The sequence below is a fragment of the Kribbella sp. NPDC026596 genome (assembly GCF_040638415.1).
GTDB lineage: Bacteria > Actinomycetota > Actinomycetes > Propionibacteriales > Kribbellaceae > Kribbella.
The window spans coordinates 146654-163859 of sequence record NZ_JBEZYF010000011.1; the positions used below are offsets into that span (position 1 = coordinate 146654).

13 protein-coding genes are annotated in these 17206 nt (G+C 67.8%); 6 read left to right on the top strand and 7 right to left on the bottom strand.

The window, feature by feature from the left end; translation table 11 throughout:
• Positions 1–6: 6 nt before the first annotated feature.
• Together argS and AB0E63_RS12080 are read right to left on the bottom strand one after the other, a co-directional pair.
• Positions 7–1701, bottom strand: coding sequence for an arginine--tRNA ligase (gene argS, locus AB0E63_RS12075; protein WP_360364529.1), 1695 nt, complete (start codon positions 1699–1701; stop codon positions 7–9).
• Positions 1702–1819: 118 nt separating this feature from the next.
• Entirely contained in the window at positions 1820–4042 is a 2223-nt protein-coding gene (locus tag AB0E63_RS12080) for a CDP-glycerol glycerophosphotransferase family protein (RefSeq protein ID WP_360364531.1), read from the bottom strand.
• 24 nt (positions 4043–4066) lie between these two features.
• On the opposite strand from AB0E63_RS12080, the gene AB0E63_RS12085 reads away from it, so the two are divergent.
• Positions 4067–4846: a cell filamentation protein Fic gene (locus tag AB0E63_RS12085; RefSeq protein ID WP_360364533.1), complete on the top strand. Its 780-nt coding sequence runs from the start codon at positions 4067–4069 to the stop codon at positions 4844–4846.
• Positions 4847–5151: 305 nt separating this feature from the next.
• Here AB0E63_RS12085 and AB0E63_RS12090 read toward each other — a convergent pair whose 3' ends face one another.
• Positions 5152–5964, bottom strand: coding sequence for an HAD-IB family hydrolase (locus AB0E63_RS12090; RefSeq protein WP_360364535.1), 813 nt, complete (start codon positions 5962–5964; stop codon positions 5152–5154).
• 425 nt (positions 5965–6389) lie between these two features.
• Here AB0E63_RS12090 and AB0E63_RS12095 point away from each other — a divergent pair, with 425 nt between their 5' ends.
• Together AB0E63_RS12095 and AB0E63_RS12100 are read left to right on the top strand one after the other, a co-directional pair.
• The gene (locus AB0E63_RS12095; protein ID WP_360364537.1) at positions 6390–8072 is read left to right on the top strand and encodes a glycoside hydrolase family 18 protein; all 1683 of its coding nucleotides are present in this window, start codon (positions 6390–6392) and stop codon (positions 8070–8072) included.
• Between the two features lies 1 nt (position 8073).
• Complete coding sequence (locus AB0E63_RS12100) at positions 8074–8994, top strand: helix-turn-helix domain-containing protein (protein WP_360364539.1); 921 nt, start codon at positions 8074–8076, stop codon at positions 8992–8994.
• Here the strand turns inward: AB0E63_RS12100 and AB0E63_RS12105 are convergent.
• Positions 8991–9440 carry a YbaK/EbsC family protein gene (locus AB0E63_RS12105; RefSeq protein ID WP_360364541.1) on the bottom strand — a complete coding sequence of 150 codons (450 nt, stop codon included), beginning with the start codon at positions 9438–9440 and terminating at the stop codon, positions 8991–8993. The two genes, AB0E63_RS12100 and AB0E63_RS12105, sit on opposite strands and share 4 nt — an antisense overlap.
• A gap of 4 nt (positions 9441–9444) precedes the next feature.
• On the bottom strand, positions 9445–10653 hold the full coding sequence (locus tag AB0E63_RS12110; RefSeq protein ID WP_360364543.1) for an MFS transporter: 1209 nt from the start codon (positions 10651–10653) through the stop codon (positions 9445–9447).
• 71 nt (positions 10654–10724) lie between these two features.
• Between AB0E63_RS12110 and AB0E63_RS12115 the strand changes: the two genes are divergently transcribed.
• Both AB0E63_RS12115 and AB0E63_RS12120 read left to right on the top strand, forming a co-directional pair.
• A complete protein-coding gene (locus tag AB0E63_RS12115; RefSeq protein ID WP_360364545.1) occupies positions 10725–11612 on the top strand; it encodes a LysR family transcriptional regulator in 888 nt (295 codons plus the stop codon).
• An 88-nt stretch (positions 11613–11700) separates the two neighbouring features.
• A complete protein-coding gene (locus AB0E63_RS12120; RefSeq protein ID WP_360364547.1) occupies positions 11701–12459 on the top strand; it encodes a hypothetical protein in 759 nt (252 codons plus the stop codon).
• A 49-nt stretch (positions 12460–12508) separates the two neighbouring features.
• Here the strand turns inward: AB0E63_RS12120 and AB0E63_RS12125 are convergent, their stop codons facing one another.
• Complete coding sequence (locus AB0E63_RS12125) at positions 12509–14050, bottom strand: cellulose binding domain-containing protein (RefSeq protein ID WP_360364549.1); 1542 nt, start codon at positions 14048–14050, stop codon at positions 12509–12511.
• A 28-nt stretch (positions 14051–14078) separates the two neighbouring features.
• The gene (locus tag AB0E63_RS12130; protein ID WP_360364551.1) at positions 14079–15797 is read right to left on the bottom strand and encodes a glycosyl hydrolase family 18 protein; all 1719 of its coding nucleotides are present in this window, start codon (positions 15795–15797) and stop codon (positions 14079–14081) included.
• 205 nt (positions 15798–16002) lie between these two features.
• Here AB0E63_RS12130 and ssd point away from each other — a divergent pair, with 205 nt between their 5' ends.
• On the top strand, positions 16003–17082 hold the full coding sequence (ssd, locus tag AB0E63_RS12135; protein ID WP_360364552.1) for a septum site-determining protein Ssd: 1080 nt from the start codon (positions 16003–16005) through the stop codon (positions 17080–17082).
• Positions 17083–17206: the final 124 nt, after the last annotated feature.

A 17206-nucleotide genomic window follows, 5' to 3' on the forward strand; every position in this document is an offset into this window, starting at 1 on the left:
CCTCCGTCACATGGCGTCTGGGGCCTCGATACCGAGCAGGCCGAGTCCATCCTGCAACACCGCCCGGGTCGCTGTGCAGAGGGCTATCCGGCTCGACTTCGTCTGACCCTCGCTGGTCAGGACCGGGCACTGTTCGTAAAAGGTGGACAGTGCGGAGGCGACTTCGTACAGGTGAGTGCAGAGCCGGTGGGGCTGGAGGGTCTCGGCGACCTGCGCGACCGTGGCGGCGAAACCGGTCAGTAAGAGGGCCAGCCGCTCTTCGGCCGGGTCCTTGAGCTCGGTGACCTCGCCGCCGTCCGAGCCCGCCTTGGCGAGCAGCCGGGTCAGCCGGGCGTGAGCGTACTGCAGGTACGGCCCGGTGTTGCCGGTCATCGCGACCATCCGGTCCAGGTCGAACACGTAGTCGTTGCCCCGGTCGCTGGACAGGTCGGCGTACTTGACCGCTCCGAGGCCGACCGCCCGCGCCGTCGCCTCCCGGTCGATGCCTTCCCGGTCTTCGAGCAACTCGCCGGCCCGCGCGACAGCTTCGTTCAGCAGCACGGTCAGCTTGACCGTGCCGCCGGCCCTGGTTTTGAAGGGCTTTCCGTTCGGTCCGAGGACGGTGCCGAAGGACACGTGCTCGGCCGGAGTTGCCAATGGCAACCAACCTGCCGTCCGTGCGAGCGTGAAGATCTGGTCGAAGTGCAGCGCCTGCCGGTGATCCACGACGTACACGATCCGGTTCGCGTGCAGGGTGTTCACCCGGTGCCGGATGGCGGCGAGATCGGTCGCGCTGTAGCCGAAGCCGCCGTCGGACTTCCGCACGATCACCGGCAGCGGTGATCCGTCCCGGCCCACGAACCCGGGCAGGAAGGCGCACATCGCCCCCTCCGACTCAGTCAGCAGGCCGGCTGCCTGCAGTTCGTCGACGACAGTGGGCAGATCGTTGTTGTACGCACTCTCGCCGACCACGTCGTCCCGTGTCAGCGCCGATCCGAGCAACGCGTACACCTGCTCGAAATCGTCCAGCGACACGTCGACCATCCGCTGCCAGATCGCCCGTGTCTCCGGATCGCCGGACTGGAGCAGCACGACCCGTGCCCGGGACAGGTCGGCGAAGGTGCCGTCGGCATCGAAGTGCTGCCGGCTCCGTTCGTAGAGCAGCTGCAATCCCTGCAGATCAAGGGTTTCCGCGTCCAAGCCCTCGGCGAGCAGCTGCTCGATCATCATCCCGTACTGCGTGCCCCAGTCGCCGACGTGGTTCTGCCGGATGACGTCGTACCCGACGTACCGCAGGACGTTGCAGAGCGCGTCGCCGATCACCGTGGACCGCAGGTGGCCGACGTGCATCTGCTTGGCCACGTTCGGCTGCGAGTAGTCGACGACGACCCGCTCACCCCTGGTCTGGAAGGTCTGTGGCTGGTTGACCGCGGCTGCGAGCGTCGACGGCAGAAGTGTCAGGTTGATGAAACCGGGTCCCGCGATGGCCGGCTTTTCGCAGAGATCGCCGATCCGCAGCTCGGCTACGAGGCGTTCGGCGACTGCGCGCGGCGACAGGCCCAACGCGTTGCCGAGCCGGAGCGCGAGGTTGCTCTGGTAGTGGCCGAACTCGGGTTTCGTCGCCGACCGCAGTTCCGGATCGAGGTCGGCGTACGCCGGACCGAAGGCGGCCGCGGTGGCGGTGGACAATCTGGTGGCCAGGACAGGCAGAACAGCGGACATGATGAAGTCCTTCAGGGGAGACGCGACTGGAACAGGCTGAGGTGTTCAGACAGTGCGTCGTCGTCGCAGGCTGGACCGCAGGCGCAGGGCGCTCCGGGACTCCAGGCTGATCGACATGTCAGCCATTATGCATGAAGTACGGCGAGGGTGCGGGTCGCCGGTCTCCCAGCGGCACAATCGCCGGTACGTCGGTCTCGCCGCGGAACACTCGCCGTACCACTCGCTCGGCCGCGCGGCCGTCGTCGTACTCGCAGAACTTCTCCCGGTAGAGCTGCCGGTGCTTGGCCGCCTCCGGTGCCGCGAACGCGCCGGTCCGCAAGGCGGTGTGCAGCTCCTCGGCCGACCGCGCGATCAGCCCGGGCGGGAACTCGGTGACGTCGAAGTAGGTCCCACGCCGGCCGTCGTAGAAGCCCTTGTCGTCGACAAGCAGCACAATCGGGCGGTCCAGGTTCGCATAGTCGAAGGTGATCGACGAATAGTCCGAGATGAGCACGTCCGCCGCCAGCATCAGGTCCTCGACGCGCGGATGCTCCGACACGTCGATCACCGCGCCGGAATGCGCTTCCGGTGCCTTCGACAACGAGTAGTGCGTCCGCACCAGCACCCTGGCGTGCGCACCGGCCGCCGTCGCCAGTTCGTCCAGGTCGAGGTGGATCCCGTCCCCGCCGAGGTCGACCAGGCCGCTCGGGGTCCGGACCGAGTCGACGCCGTCGCGGAACGTCGGTGCGTACAGCACGACCAGGTGCGAGTCGTCGAACCCGAGTGAGGCCCGGATCGCCCGGACGTCGTCGACCGTCGCCGTGAGCAGCCGGTCGTTCCGCGGGTAGCCGTACTCGAGCTCCTCGAAGTACGCCGGGTAGGTCCGCTCCCAGATCTCCGAGGAGTACCGGTTCGAGGACAGGTTGAAGTCCCACCGGTCGGTCTGGCGCATCAGCTCGTCCAGGTCCAGGTCCTTCGCGGCCGCCGGGAAGTGCCGCAGATCGGTCCCCATCGTCTTGAGCGGCGTACCGTGCTGGGTCTGTAGGTGGATCTGGCCCTCGCGCTTGTCGAGCTCCTTCGGCCAGTTCATGTTGCTGATGAAGTACGTCGCCCGGTCCAGCAGCTTCTGGTACGCCGGTGAGTCCGCGACGACGTACTCGACTCCCTCCGGGATCGCGCTCAGGTGGTCGGCGTCGACGACCCAGACTCCGCGCAGATTCGGCGCCAGCTGGGCCGCCTTCTCGTAGATGGCCCGTGGATTGCAGGCGAACTGCTTGCCCCAGTAGGCCGTGTACGCCGCCAGGTTCGGGTCGAGCTTGCCGCGCCGCAGCAGCTTGCCGACGGTCTTGCGCGGACTCTGGACCTGCAGGACTCTCGCGCTGAGCTTGAGGGTCGAGTACGTCGCATAGTCGTCGTGGATGAGCAGCCAGCGCTTGAACCCGCGTCCGGTCCGGTCCGTCGTGTACCCGTCGGGCTTCCAGCGCTTGGCGAACGCATGCGCCGCGTGGAAGAACTCGGCCCGGTCATCCGGATCGAGTCGCTCCGGCTTCGCGAGTACGGCGAGGATGTGGTCCAGTGAACGGTCGAACGCGAACCGGCGCCAGCCGGTCAGGTCCGGATCGGACTGGATGAACGCGTGCACCCGGTCGTACTGGTCGAAGATGTCCCACTGCCTGCGGCCGGCGGTGGCGTGGATGTTGCCGCCGGTCCGGTGCTGGCGGTAGTGCACGACCACGCGGTCCAGCGTGGCGATCCGCTCGGCGGTCAGCATGGTCGAGTAGGTCCACGGTGCATCCTCGTAGAACCCCGCGGTGAAGCCGAACCCGTGGCGGTCGAGGAAGCCACGGCGGTAAGCCTTGTTCCAGACCACCTCGAGGAAGGTGAGGAAGATCGGCCGCTCCGCCGCGGTGAACACCCCGGCGCCCTCCCGGGCGAACGCGTCGTGCCGCCGGTTGCCGACCACTCGGCCGTCCCAGAAGGTCCGCTCGTAGTCGAACAGCACGAGGTCCGGCTGGCCGGTGTCCTCGATCCGGCGCGCGATCGCCTCCAGTGAGCCGGGCAGGTACAGGTCATCGGCGTCCAGGAACAGGACGTACTCGCCGCGGCACTCCTTCAGCCCGGCGTTCCGGGTCAGACCGAGGCCGACGTTCTCGTCCAGGTGCAGTGCCCGCACCCGCGGGTCGGCTGCGGCGTACTCGTCGAGGATCCGGCCGACGCCGTCCCAGTCGGCGTCGTCCACCCCGATCACCTCGAAGTCGGTGAACGACTGGCTCAGCACCGAGTCCAGGCAGGGTCGCAGCCACGCCCGGGAGGCATGGCAGGGGATCACGATGCTGAACTTGGGGACGGTGCCGAGCGCCATGCCACGTCATCCTAGGGTGCAGTCATGAGTAGAGATGTGTTCGAGCCACTGGCCGGTCTGGAAGGGGTCGGATCGGCGGCCCGGGCGGCCCGGGACGCGGTCGATGTCCTGCTCCGGGACCGCGGGCTGCGCAGGGTGGGTTCGGACGTCACCGCCGAGGCCCTGCTGCTCGGCGCCCACGCCTCCGCCGTCCTGGCCGGGAGCCCGGCGACGCTGGACGAGGTACGGCGGGGTGTTGCCGACGGACTGGCCTCCGGCGCGGTCCGGATGACCGGTGAGCTAATGGGTCTCGCACCGCGGGTGGACACCAACCCGGTGCAGGTATGGACCAGACTGCACCAGTTGGCCGCCGTCGACCTGGGTCCGGACGAGGAACTGGGCCATCTGCGGACCAGCCGGGAGCCGGTGCCGGACGACATCCCCGGTCTGCCGCCGGCGCCGTCGGCGGAGGAGATGTGGGAGCGGCTGAGCGCTCTCGCCCAGAACCTGACCCGCCCGACCGCGGCGCCCGGCCTGGTCGTCGCGGCCGTCGTGCACGCGGAACTCGCCATCCTGCGCCCCTTCCCGACCGCGAACGGACTGGTTGCCCGCGCCGCCGAACGCTGCCTGTTGGTTGCCCGAGGCATCGACCCGGTCGCGGTCACCGTGCCCGAGGTCGGTCACTGTGAGTTGGCGAGCTCCTATGCGCCGGCGCTCGGCGACTACGCAGCGCGAGGTTTGACCGGAGTCCGTGACTGGCTGCTGCGGTCGTGTGAGGTCGTGTCACTGGGTGCCGAACGCTCGCCGCTCGCCGTCTCCGACTGAGCTTTGTGCGGACGTGCGAACGGCGCTCTCAACTGAGAACGCCGTCGCTGGCACGCCATCCGGGTTACCATGCGTGCACCGGTTTGCCGCCACAGGACTGGCCTGGGTCGCGCTGCCCGTTTGGGATGGGCTGGTCGCCGCGTGGGTGCCTGGCTGCCGTGCAATCTCTACCGGATCCGAAGATCCTTGTGCTTCCTTTGTACTCCTGAAAACCCTTCCTGGGAAGGGGATGCGCGGCCTTCATGGAGTTGAGAACAATGAAGCAACCTTCAGCTTTCCAGGCTACTTGCGAGTGTCGTCAGAGGTCAGTGCGCGGCCGGCCGGGTGCGCCGGCGGGTGGCCAGGAAGAAGGCCCAGGCGGCCAGTCCGGCGACCGCGACGGTAGCCACCACGGGACGTCGTACCTGCCGGAGACGGGACCGTTCGGTCAGGCCGACCGGCTCGCTGAAATCGAGCACCGGCCAGTCCCGGGCGATCGCCAGCCGGCGCAGCGTTTTGTCCGGATTGACCGCGTACGGATGGCCGACAGCGGCCAGCATCGGCTCGTCGGTGACGGAATCCGAGTAGGCGTAGGAGGTTTCGAGGTCGTAGCCCTCGGCCGCGGCCAGCGCGCGGATCGCGGCCGCCTTCTGCGGACCGTACGCGTAGTCGGCGATCTCGCCGGTGTACTTGCCGTCGGCAACGATCATCCGGGTGGCGATCACCTTGTCGGCGCCCAGCATCGCCCCGATCGGCTCGACCACCTCGGCGCCCGACGAGGACACGATCACCACGTCCCGGCCGGCCGCGTGGTGCTGCTCGATCAGCTCCACCGCCTCGTCGTGGATCATCGGCGTGACGATGTGGTCGAGGGTGTCGGCGACGATCGCCTGGACCGTCCGGACGTCCCACCCGGTGCACATCGCGGAGATGTACTCGCGCATCCGCTCCATCTGGTCGTGGTCGGCGCCGCCGAGCAGGTAGACGAACTGGGCGTAGGCGCTGCGGAGCACGGTCCGGCGGTTGATCAGCCCGCCGGCGTAGAACGGCCGCGAGAAGGCGAGCGTGCTGGAGCGGGCGATAATGGTCTTGTCCAGATCGAAGAAGGCGGCCGATCGGGCGGTCCCAGGGTGCTCCATGAGGTCGAGCATAGGCAGCCGGAAGAAACGCCGAGGGACCCGGGCTTTTGCGTGGGCCGGTATCCCGTTAGACTGGTGAGCAGTGTGACAGTGACACTGGCTGGGAGCGCCTGATCGGCGGTTCTGACGCCTGGATCAAACGGGTCCGGTTCGCAACCGAACTGAGATGTGTGAGATCCGTTTTCGGGGGGTACATACCCCCTGACAGTGGCAGACTGTCGCCTCCTGAACGGCCCCCGGCTCCTCCCCCCGAGCCCGTGGCCGAAGACGGCCCCCGGTCACCCCCCCGCCGGGGGCCGTCGCCTTTCCTCCTCCAGGTCCCCTCTGTAAAGACCTGTACATTTCTCAGCTTTTTCGAGCGTGAGAGCGTGCTCACTTTATGCAGGGTCTTGACAATGTAATTGAGTGGTCACACTTTGTAAGTCATGAAACCGCCTGCGTACCGCCCCCAGGCAGCGGTCATCACCAGCCTGCTCGTCGTTCTCATCGGTCTCCTGCTGACCCCCGGAGCCGCATCCGCCGCCACCAACCTCGTCACCAACGCCGGCTTCGAGAGCGGCTCGCTGTCCGGATGGTCCTGTCCGGCCGGCGCCGTCATAACGTCGGCCCCGCACTCCGGGACCTACGCGCTCCAAGCCAGTCCCAGCTCGGGCGACATCGCCCGCTGCTCTCAGTCGATACCGGTGCAGCCCAATACGGCGTACACGCTGTCGGCTTGGGTCAAAGGGTCGAACGTCTACCTGGGCGTCGACGGTGGAGCCAGCACCTGGACTACCAGTGGTACGTGGAGCCAGCTGACCGTTCCCTTCACCACGAGTGCCTCGGCCACGTCGGTCACCATCTATCTGCATGGCTGGTACGCACTCCCGCCGTACCAGGTGGATGACGTCGTACTGGATGGACCGGGTGGGACCGCGGACACCACTCCGCCGTCGACTCCGGGCGGTCTGGCTGTCGGTAGTCCGACGTCGAGCTCGCTGCAGCTCAACTGGTCCGCCGCCTCCGACGCGAACGGGATCGACCACTACGACGTCGTACGGGGTACCGGGGCGGCGCAGAGCATCGGCAACGTGACCAACTGGACCGCCACCGGCCTCAGCCCGAGTACGACGTACTCCTTCAAGGTGCGGACGTGTGACCCGAGCGGCAACTGCTCGCCGTACGGCGCGACCGTGTCGGGCACCACCTCGAGCGGACCGACGAACCCGCCGGCCGGACCGCTGCCGAAGCACGTGGTCACGGGCTACTGGCAGAACTTCAACAACGGCGCGACGGTGCAGCGCATCTCCGACGTGCAGGCGGCGTACGACCTGATCGCGGTCGCCTTCGCCGACGCCGATCCGTCGCGGCCCGGTGGCATCACCTTCAACCTCGACAGCGCCGGACTGGGCGGTTACACCGTTGCCCAGTTCAAGGCCGACATCGCGGCGAAGCAGGCGGCCGGGAAGAAGGTCATCCTGTCGGTGGGCGGCCAGAACGGCACCATCTCCGTCGCCGACCCGACCGCCGCGGCCAACTTCGCGAGCAGTGCGCTCTCGGTGCTGCGCGAGTACGGCTTCGACGGGATCGACATCGACCTGGAGAACGGCGTCAACGCGCAATACTTGGGTCAGGCGCTGCACAGTCTGCAGAGCCAGTTGGGCAGCGGGCTGATCGTCGCCATGGCGCCGCAGACGATCGACATGCAGAGCACCTCGTTCGAGTACTTCAAGCTCGCGCTGGCGATCAAGGACATCCTGACCGTGGTGAACGTGCAGTACTACAACTCCGGCTCGATGAACGGCTGCGACGGACAGGTCTACTCGCAAGGCACGGTCGACTTCATCACCGCCCAGGCCTGCATCATGCTCCAGAACGGACTGCGGCCCGACCAGGTCGGTCTCGGCGTACCCGCATCGTCGCGGGCGGCCGGGAGCGGTTATGTCTCGCCGGCGATCGTCAACAACGCGCTGGACTGCCTGACCAAGGGCACGAACTGCGGCAACTTCAAGCCGAGCACCACGTGGCCGACACTGCGCGGTGCGATGACCTGGTCGACCAACTGGGACGCGCTGAACGGCAGCCAGTTCGCCAACCAGGTCGGCGCGCACGTTCACGCGTTGCCCTGACATGCACAGTTATCGACCGGCTCCGGTGCTGGAGGCGCTCGGTGTCTGCTCGGAGGACGAGCAGCTCTACCGGGCGCTTTTGGCCCGCCCGGAGTCCACGACGACTGATCTGGCCCACGACACCGCCTGGCCGGCCACCCGCGTCGGCCGGCACCTACGCTCCTTGCTGTCCCTCGGCCTGGCGTTCCGCACACCAGGCCGTCCGGCTCGCTACCTCCCTGCCGTGCCGGAGGCCGCCGTCGAGCTCCTCGCGCTGCGGAAGCAGGCAGCCATCGTGGAGGCTCGGCTGGGCGCGTCGGTCCTCACCTCGGAGTTCCACCGGGACGACGCCGGGTTGCTGACCGTCATTCGTGGCAGTGAGGCCGTGACCCAACGCTTCTTCCAGGCGCAGCTGACTGCCCAGGAGGAGGTGCTGCTCCTCGATCGGCCTCCGTATGTCGTGCTGCCGATCGAGCCACGACGGGCGCATGGAGTGTCCTATCGAACCGTCTACGACATGAGGTCGCTCTCCGAGCCGGCCGACGTGGCCGCGGCGCGGTCCGTCGGTTGCCGGATGCTGCGTGATGTCCCGCTCAAGTTGGTCCTGGTCGACCGGCGTACGGCGTTGCTGCCGACGAGTCCGGACGTGCTTGTCGAGCTCGGGCCTTCGAGTCTGCTGAACGCGCTGGTGCGCCTGTTCGAACTTCTGTGGCAACAGGCGACCCCGCTGACGCCATCCGCCACCGAAGGTCCGTTGACCTCCGAGGATCGCCAGCTACTCTCGCTGGCGGCGGCAGGCCTGACAGACCAAGCAATAGCCCGCCGCTTAGGCGTAGCCCAACGCACAGTCGAACGCCGTATGCAACGCATCCTCAAAGCTCTGGATGCCACGACCCGCTTCCAGGCCGGCCTTCGCGCAGGTCAGCGAGGGCTCTTGGTTTAGTCCGTGACGTCGGCCACCGTGGCGCCGAGGGCCTTGACCAGGTCGTCGGCGTTCACGGTGATGCCGACGCCGTGGTCGCCGCCGCCGATCGAGATCGTGCCGGTGATCCGGTCGTCGGCGATCACCGGCCAGGCGTGCGTGCTGCCGAGCGGAGTGATCGTGCCGCGGACGTAGCCGGTCACGTCGAACGCGGTGTCCTTGTCCGGCATCGAGACGCGGTTGACGCCCAGCAGCGCGCGCAGCCTCGGCCAGGCGATCTCCCGGTCGCCGGGCACCAGCACGAACCGGTAGTCGTCGTCGGCCAGCCGCACCACGATCGTCTTGATCAGCCTGGCCGGCTCGATCCCTCGCGCGGCAGCGGCCTCCTCGAGCGAGTTCACCCGGCCGTGCCGCGTCACCTCGTAGCTGAGCCCCAACTGATCGGCTGCATCTGTTGCTCTGGTCACCTGGCTAGTTTGGCACCTTGCTGGGAACGCTCTTGAGCAGTACGGCGAGCACCAGCGTGACGAGGAACAACGCTCCGGCCTCCAATGCGACTCCACTCCAGCCCGCGTGACTCCACGCCGTACCTGCCAGGCCTCCGAAGACGGAGGAGCCCAGGTAGAAGGAAAAGAGGTACAAGCTGGATGCCTGGCCCGTACTGCCGCCACTGGCGTGGGCTCGGACAGGCACCCAGCCGCTGGCCACGCCATGGATCGCGAAGAAGCCCGCGGTCATCAGTGCGAGCCCGAGCACGATGAGCGGCAGCGGTGCGGCCAGCGTGATCGCCACGCCGGCCAAAGTGATCAGGCAGCCGACCGGCACGACGGCGCGGCGACCGTAGCGATCCGCCAGCGCCCCGGCCGTTGCTGAGCCGACGGATCCGAGGAGATAGACACAGAAGACCAGCCCGGCGGCGCCGGCACTCAGGTGGTACGGCGCTCCGGACAGCCGGAAGACCGCACCGTTGTAGACGGCGACGAACGCGCCCACAGCGGTGGCGGCAATGCCGTAGAGCGTGAGCAATGCGGGATCCCGCAGTACCAGAAGCTGTAGAGGCTTCGCCGAGCTCGGGCGAAAGTTGCGCGACGCCGGCAGCAGTAGCCACACCACGGTGGCGCACAGGATGCCGACGACCGCGATCCCGCCGGACGCGAACCTCCACCCGCCGACATCCGCGAGCCCTCCGGCGATGAGACGGCCCGCCATTCCGCCGACCGCCGTACCCGCGATGTAAAGGCCACTGGCTCGCGCGTGACTGTCGGCGTGGACCTCCTCCCGCAGATAGGCCATCGCGACCGCGGGAAGCCCGGCCATGGCGATGCCCTGCAGTCCGCGCAGAGCGAGCAGCGTGTGCCAGGTCGGAGCGAACGCGCTGAGCAGGGCGAAGGCGGACGTGGCCGCGACCGACCACCGCATCAGAGTGGTGCGGCCGATGACCTCGGAAACCGGACCGGCGATCAGAAGCGCGATGCCGAGCCCGAGTGTGGCGAACGACACCGTGAAGGCGCTCTGGCTGGGGGAGACGTGGAAGGCGTCGACCAGCTCGGGGAGCAGCGGCTGAGTGCTGTAAAGCAGTGCGAACGTCGCCAGGCCGGCCGCGAAGAGAGCGATGGAGAGCTTGCGGTACTCCGGATCGCCGGGCAGGTACCCGGGCTCGAGGGCGACGGACTTGTGCATGTCTTCGACAGTGGCACGGCTTGTGCGATACGTAAAATGTCGATCTCAGTAGTAATCGATACACTTATCGCATGCACGTCGAGGACCTGCGGTGGTTCGCCGTACTCGCGGAGACCGAGCACCTGACCGAGACGGCGGCTGTCCTCGGGACGAGCCAGCCGAATCTGTCCCGCTCGCTGCGGCGGGTGGAGGCTGCCTTCGGGGTCCCGCTGTTCGAGCGTGAGCACCGTGGCGTGCGGCTGAATCCGTACGGGCGGCTCGTGCTGGAGGCGGCCCGGGCCGGGACGGCGGCGGTCGACGCCGCGCGGCAGCGGATCGACGCGCTGCTCGACCCCGAGTCGGGGACGGTCCGGCTCGCGTTCCTGCACTCGGTGGCGACCAGTCTGATGCCGGACCTGCTGAAGGCGTTCCGCGCGGTGGCGCCGAGTATCGACTTCGCGCTCCGGCAGGAGCCGGCGCACGACATCGTCCAGGACCTCGAGACAGGTGAGGCCGAGATCGCCATCGTCGCGCCGCGGCCCGACCCGGAGCGCTTCGGCTGGCACCTGCTTGAGCGGCAGCGGCTCTGTCTGCACGTCCCGCAGGGGCACGCGTTGGCTTCCCGGCATCGGGTGGAGCTGGAGGCAGTCGCCGACGAGGCCTTCGTCGGGCTGCAACCGGGCTTCGGCTTCCGGCGGGTGACCGACGAACTCTGCCGCGCGGCGGGCTTCACACCGCGGCTGGCCTTCGAGGCAACCGACCTGGCGACGATCGACAGCATGGTCGGTGCCGGACTCGGGGTGGCGGTCCTGCCGTCGGGCGCGGTTCGGGGGACCGACAGCGGCGCGGTGTCCATTCCTCTGGCCGGTGTCCAGGCCCGCCGTGAGATCGGCATGGCGTGGCGGCTGCGGACGCAGTTGACGCCGGCGGCCGAACGGTTCCGGACGTTCGTCCGGTCCCGGCCGGTAACGTCCACCTGACGTCGGGGGCAGTGACTTCCGTAGCGTTCGTCCAATTTTCTTGGTGTCGACTTGCAGTGAGAGGGCTTTCCCCCGCACTCTTTCCTCCGTGAGGAAGCGTCTGAGTTCGTTCCGGCCGAGCCGTCGGATGCTGTTCGCGGCCGGTACGGCCGCGGCGGCGTCGACGGTCGCGTCGGCGACAGCTGCGTCGGCCGAGTCGGTGGCCGGGATGTCCTCGCTGGGCAACTACGGCTCGGGCGTCCTCGGCGCCTGGGAGCGGCAGGCCCGCGCGATCTCGAACGAGTCCCAGGTCCGCAAGACCCGCGAGACCGACGGCGTCTTCATGTTCGGCGACAGCATCGGGGTCCAGGACGGGCTGGCGCTGGCCACGCAGCTGTCCAAGCTCGGCATCAGCGTCGCCGTGCACAACTGGGCCGGCCGCCCGGTCACCCCGGCGGTCGACGCTCTGGACACCTGGGCGCAGGACCACGGCCTGCCGCACCGGATCCTCATGTCGGTCGGCTCCAACGACATCTTCACGCCGCCCGCGGTCGCCGCTCAGGTCGACCGAACCATGCAGATCGTCGGCGACGAGCGGACTGTCTACTGGGTCAACGTGCAGGCGGCGCGGACGGCGCACGGCCCCGCGGTGCAGGTCTGCGACCAGCGCAACAGTGCCTGGATCAACCTGCAGCTCGCGGAAGCACAGCGCCGGTACGACAACCTCCGCATCGTGCACTGGGCCGAGCACCTGGCCGCCAAGCCGAATCGGCTGGGCATGTACCTGCGGGATGGACTGCACCCCTCGGTTCCGCTCGGGCAGAACGCCCGCAACGGGCTCATCATCGACGCGATCAAGGCCGGCTGACGCGGCACGGCGCCGTACGGGGAGGTTCCCGCACGGCGCCGTACTTTGTTCAGAAGCCCGCGGTGATCCGGGTGAACTCCCAGTCGGGCTGCGCGATGCCGCTGCAGTTGGAGACCACACCGCCGCCGGCACAGCCGCGGTCACGGTTCACCGACCAGAACGCCAGCCGGCCCAGGCCGTTGGACTTGGCCCAGTTCGTGATGTTCTGCCAGGTCGCCGTGGTGGTCATCTCCTGCTGGTCGGACAGGCCGTTCATGCCGGAGACGCCCTGGTGGGCGTAGGCCTGCGAGGTCGTCCAGCCGAAGACGGACTTCAGCTTGTTGTTCAGGCCGGTGGAGGCGCCGACCGTGTCGTTGTAGATGTTGCCGCTGCCGAAGTCGAACGGCATCAGCGTGAAGATGTCGATGTTCGCGCCGAGTGCCGCGGACCGCTCGATCAGCCGGTTGCCGTAGTAGTTCGGGCCGGTGGTCGAGGTGCCGAAGGTGAGGATCGTCTGGATCCCGGGGTTGTTCTGCTTGACGATCTTCAGCGCGTTCAGGATCCGGTCCTGGACCGCCTCGTTCTCGAACTCGTCGGAGTTCTCGATGTCGATGTCGATTGCCTTCAGGTTGTAGGCGTTGATGACCTGCTGGTACGCGCCGGCCAGGGCCTCCGGCGTACCGCAGTTCGGGCCGAGCTTGTTACCGCTCCAGCCACCGATCGACGGCACGATGTCGCCGCCGGCCGCGCGGATCTGGGCGATCGCGTTCGCGTCGGCACTGCCTTGCAGCGGTCGGCTGCCGTCCCAAGCCGGGTTGCAGCCGCCGGACGACAGGATGAACGCCATGGTGAACCACTTGATCCCGGTCGCGTTCATGACGGTCTGCGGGTTCGGCGGGTCACCCCAGCCCATGTAGAGATACGGTGCTGCCTTCGCGCTCCCCGTGTTCCCGCCACCGGTGGTGGTCTTGACCGAGATGCTGCCGCTCTTCGGGCCCTCGCCGGCGCTGTTGGACGCACTGACCTGGTAGCTGTACGTCGTGTTCGCGCTGAGACCAGAGTCCGTGTAAGACGTACCGGTCGGGCTGCCGACCTTGGTGCCGTCGCGGTAGACGCTATAGCTGGTTGCGCCCGATGCGGCCGACCACGTGAGGCTTACCGAGCTCGAGGACGCCGTACCCGAGAGGCCTGTCGGTGCGCCCGGGACGGTGCCGCCACCACCGCCTGAGCAGGAGCCGCCGTTCAGTCGGCAGGCTGCGAGCCCAGGGAAGTTACCCGGGCTCCCGTTGAAGCCGAAGCTGACCGAGGCGCCCGGTGCGAGCGGTCCGGCCCAACTGGGCGGGGTGAACGTGTGGGTCTGGCCGCTACTGGTGTGGGTGGCGTCCCATGTGCTGCTGACGGTGTAGCCGGACGGGAAGTCCAGTGCGACCGACCAGGTGCTCAGCGAAGTGGTGGTGCCGTTGGTGACGGTCACCTTGCCTTCGAAGCCACTACCCCAGTCGGACACTTTGGTGAAGGCTGCGGTGACTCCTGCGGCATTGGCCGCCTGTGCGGTCAGCAGTGCGATGACCACCGCGGTAATGGCTGCTATCGCCAGAGAGATGCGTTTCATGATGCTCCGATCAGTGGGCGGTACGTGATCAGACCCGGCCCCAGAGTGCGGGGACGTTCGGTGGTTCCCAGCCGGTCAGGGAGGTGTGCCCCTGGATGCACTTGTAGGTGACGCCGTTGTAGGACACGAGTGCACCGGTCGCGTACGCCGTGTTCGGCGCCCACGGGGTGGCCGTGGGAGGCGTCGTCGGCGGTGTGGTGGGAGGCGTGGTCGGGGGAGTGGTGGGCGGGGTGGTCGGGGGTGTCGTCGGCGGCGTGGTAGGCGGCGTGGTGGGCGGGGTGGTCGGTGGGCCGCTGCAACCCGGGGTGTCGGCGTTGACCGAGTTGACGACGGCGTTGAAGAGCGTGACGTTCGGATCCAGCGCCTCGAGTGAATACATCATTGCGCCGGCCAGTCCGTTGCAGTGCTGGTAGTCGGCCTTGGCCTTGATCGACTGGGCGTTGTCACCGGACCAGAACGTGCCGTTGCTGTAGAACCACGAGGACTTGGTGGCGTCGTCGAAGTACGACATCGACGGGTTGTCCACGAAGCCGGTGAGCTCCTTGTAGAACGAGACGCCGGGCACGTTGCCACTCAGACCGTGTCCATCGGCCGGTCCGGTCGCGGTCTGGTATTTGCCGTTGGCCGTGGCCGGGACTCCCTTCCATCCCCTGTAATAGAAGGGATAACCGATGGTCAGCTTGCTCGCCGGGAACCCACCGGGGATGCCGTACGCCGAATCACCGGTCGTCCACGCCTTCACGGCAGCGTCGACGGAGTACTTGCCCTGGCCCGGTGGGATCGGGTTGCTCGGGTCGTTGGGCGCTGTGTACAGCGGGTCCTGGAAGTTGGTCGGCCCGGTGGCCTCCCAGCCGCCATGCATGTCGTACGTCATGACGTTGTTGTAGTCGAGGTACTGCCCGATCTTGTTCGTCTCGATCGTGGAGATCTTGTCCTGGCCGGCCGGTGTCGCCGCGGTCAGGTAGTAGCGCTTGCCGGTCTGGTTGCCGTAGGCATCGAGCTGCGCGCGTAGCTCGGCCAGCAGCAGGGTGAAGTTCTGCTTGTCGGCGGCGCTGTAGTGGTTGCCGACGTGACCGTTCGGCGAGCCCGGGTACTCCCAGTCGATGTCGATCCCGTCGAAGATGCCGGCCGCACTGCCCGGACCGCCGAAGCCGTCGACCACCGGCAGGTCGCCCTTGAGGAACATGTTCACGCAGGAGCTGACGAGGGCCTTCCGCTTGGCGTCGCTCGAGGCGGCGTCGGAGAAGTACTTCGAGTAGGTCCAGCCGCCGATCGAGATCAGGATCTTCAGGTTGGGGTACTTCGCCTTGAGTTTCTTGAGCTGGTTGAAGTTGCCCTGGATCGGCTGGTTCCAGACGTCACCGACCCCGTCGACGCTGATGTCCGCGCCGTACGACTTTCCGTAGTCGGCGAACGCGTCGCCGGCGCCGTCACCGGCGTTCGGGTTGTTCTCGTCCTGGGACGCGGCCTTGTTGGCCATGAAGCAGGTGTGGTCGGTCGGGTGGATGTTCGCGAACGCATAGTTCAGGAAGTCCAGCTTCCCGGCGGCACCGGTGGTGATCAGGTTCTTCGGATAGAAGGCGTTGGCGTAGATCCCCCACTGGGTGAAGTACGCCGTCTTGACGCCGCCGCTGGTCGCAGCCGCGGCGGTGCTTGCTTCTGGGGTGGCCAGCGAGACGCCGGCGGCGGCGATCAGGGCGGTGGCGGCGACGGACGCCGTGGCGGCGAGCATGCGTAATCGACTCATGGGCGGGTCCTCCGGAGCTGGGACGGAAGCGGTCCGGTGAAATTTAGTTAAAGACGCTTCGAAAGGAACCGTAACCGTTCCCGGCGGGTTGGTCGCCGCCTCGCCGTGGCGGGTTCCCGCTGCTGACGGAAAGCCGACAACCCCTTTGTCCACAGGGTTTCGGTGGTGTCCGCGGAACGGGTCCGATGACGGCATGTTCTAGGGCATGGACAACACTTCACCTCCCACCTCGGTGCTCTTGGCAACTACCAACGAGATCCTGCTCGACGACCTGCTCCGGCTGGCGGCGGCAGCCTCGATCACGCCGGTGGTCGAGCCGGACCTGGTCGGCGTCCGCCGTCGCTGGCACTCGTGTTCGCTGGTCGTGGTCGGCCGGGATCTGGCCGAGCCGCTGGCCCGTGCGCAGCCCGCCGCCCGACCGGGTGTCGTCGTGGTGGGTTCCGTCCTGGACGGTGATGACCTCTACCGCTGTGCCTTCGACGTCGGCGCGGATGCGGTGCTGCGCTTGCCTGACGACGAGTCTGTGCTCGCCGGGAAACTGGCGGACGCGGTCGACGGTGCTGTCCGAACGGCTCTCACGCTCGCCTTCGTCGGCGGATGCGGGGGAGCTGGGGCGACCACACTTGCGTCGGCCGTCGCAGTCTTCGGCAATCGACGCGGCTTCCGCACGATGCTGATCGACGGTGATCCGCTGGGTGGCGGGATCGAGTTGGCCCTCGGTATCGAGCGTGATCCGGGCGACCGCTGGCCCAAGCTCCTCAACGCGTCTGGCCGGGTGAGCGCCGCCGCTCTGCGCTCCGCCCTACCTTCGGTCGACGGCCTCGCGGTCCTGTCCTGGGATCAATCCGACGTGACCGTCCTGCCACCCGACACGATGAGCTCGGTGATCGGCGCAGCCCAACGCAGCAGCGATCTCGTCGTGGTCGATCTCCCTCGCCGGGCGGATCCGGCGGTCGAGGAGGGCTTCATCCGCGCCGCGGCGACGCTGCTTGTCGTCCCGTGTGACGTCCGCTCGGTTGCCGCAGCCAAACGCTTCGTCGGCCCGCTACGCGCTGTCGCCGGTGACCTCCGGGTCGTCGCCCGAGAATCCCGCCCGCACGGCCTGTCCGCCGCCGACGTCGCCACCCATCTCTCCTTGCCCCTAGCAACAACAGTAGGCCTCGAACGCGACCTCCCCACAGCCATGGACCAAGGCCGCTTCGACCCCCGCCCCCGCGGCCCCCTGGCCAAAGCCGCCACCAACCTCCTAGACCTCTTCACCCTCCGCCAATCAACAGCCGCCTAACCGCCGCCAGCCGTACCCCGCCCGGATCGGAACCACATCGCCGCCGCCTGTCCCACCTCGCTTGGCTAGGACAGCACAACCGCTGCCTGCCTCGCCCGGATCGGACCCCGCACAACCGCTGCCT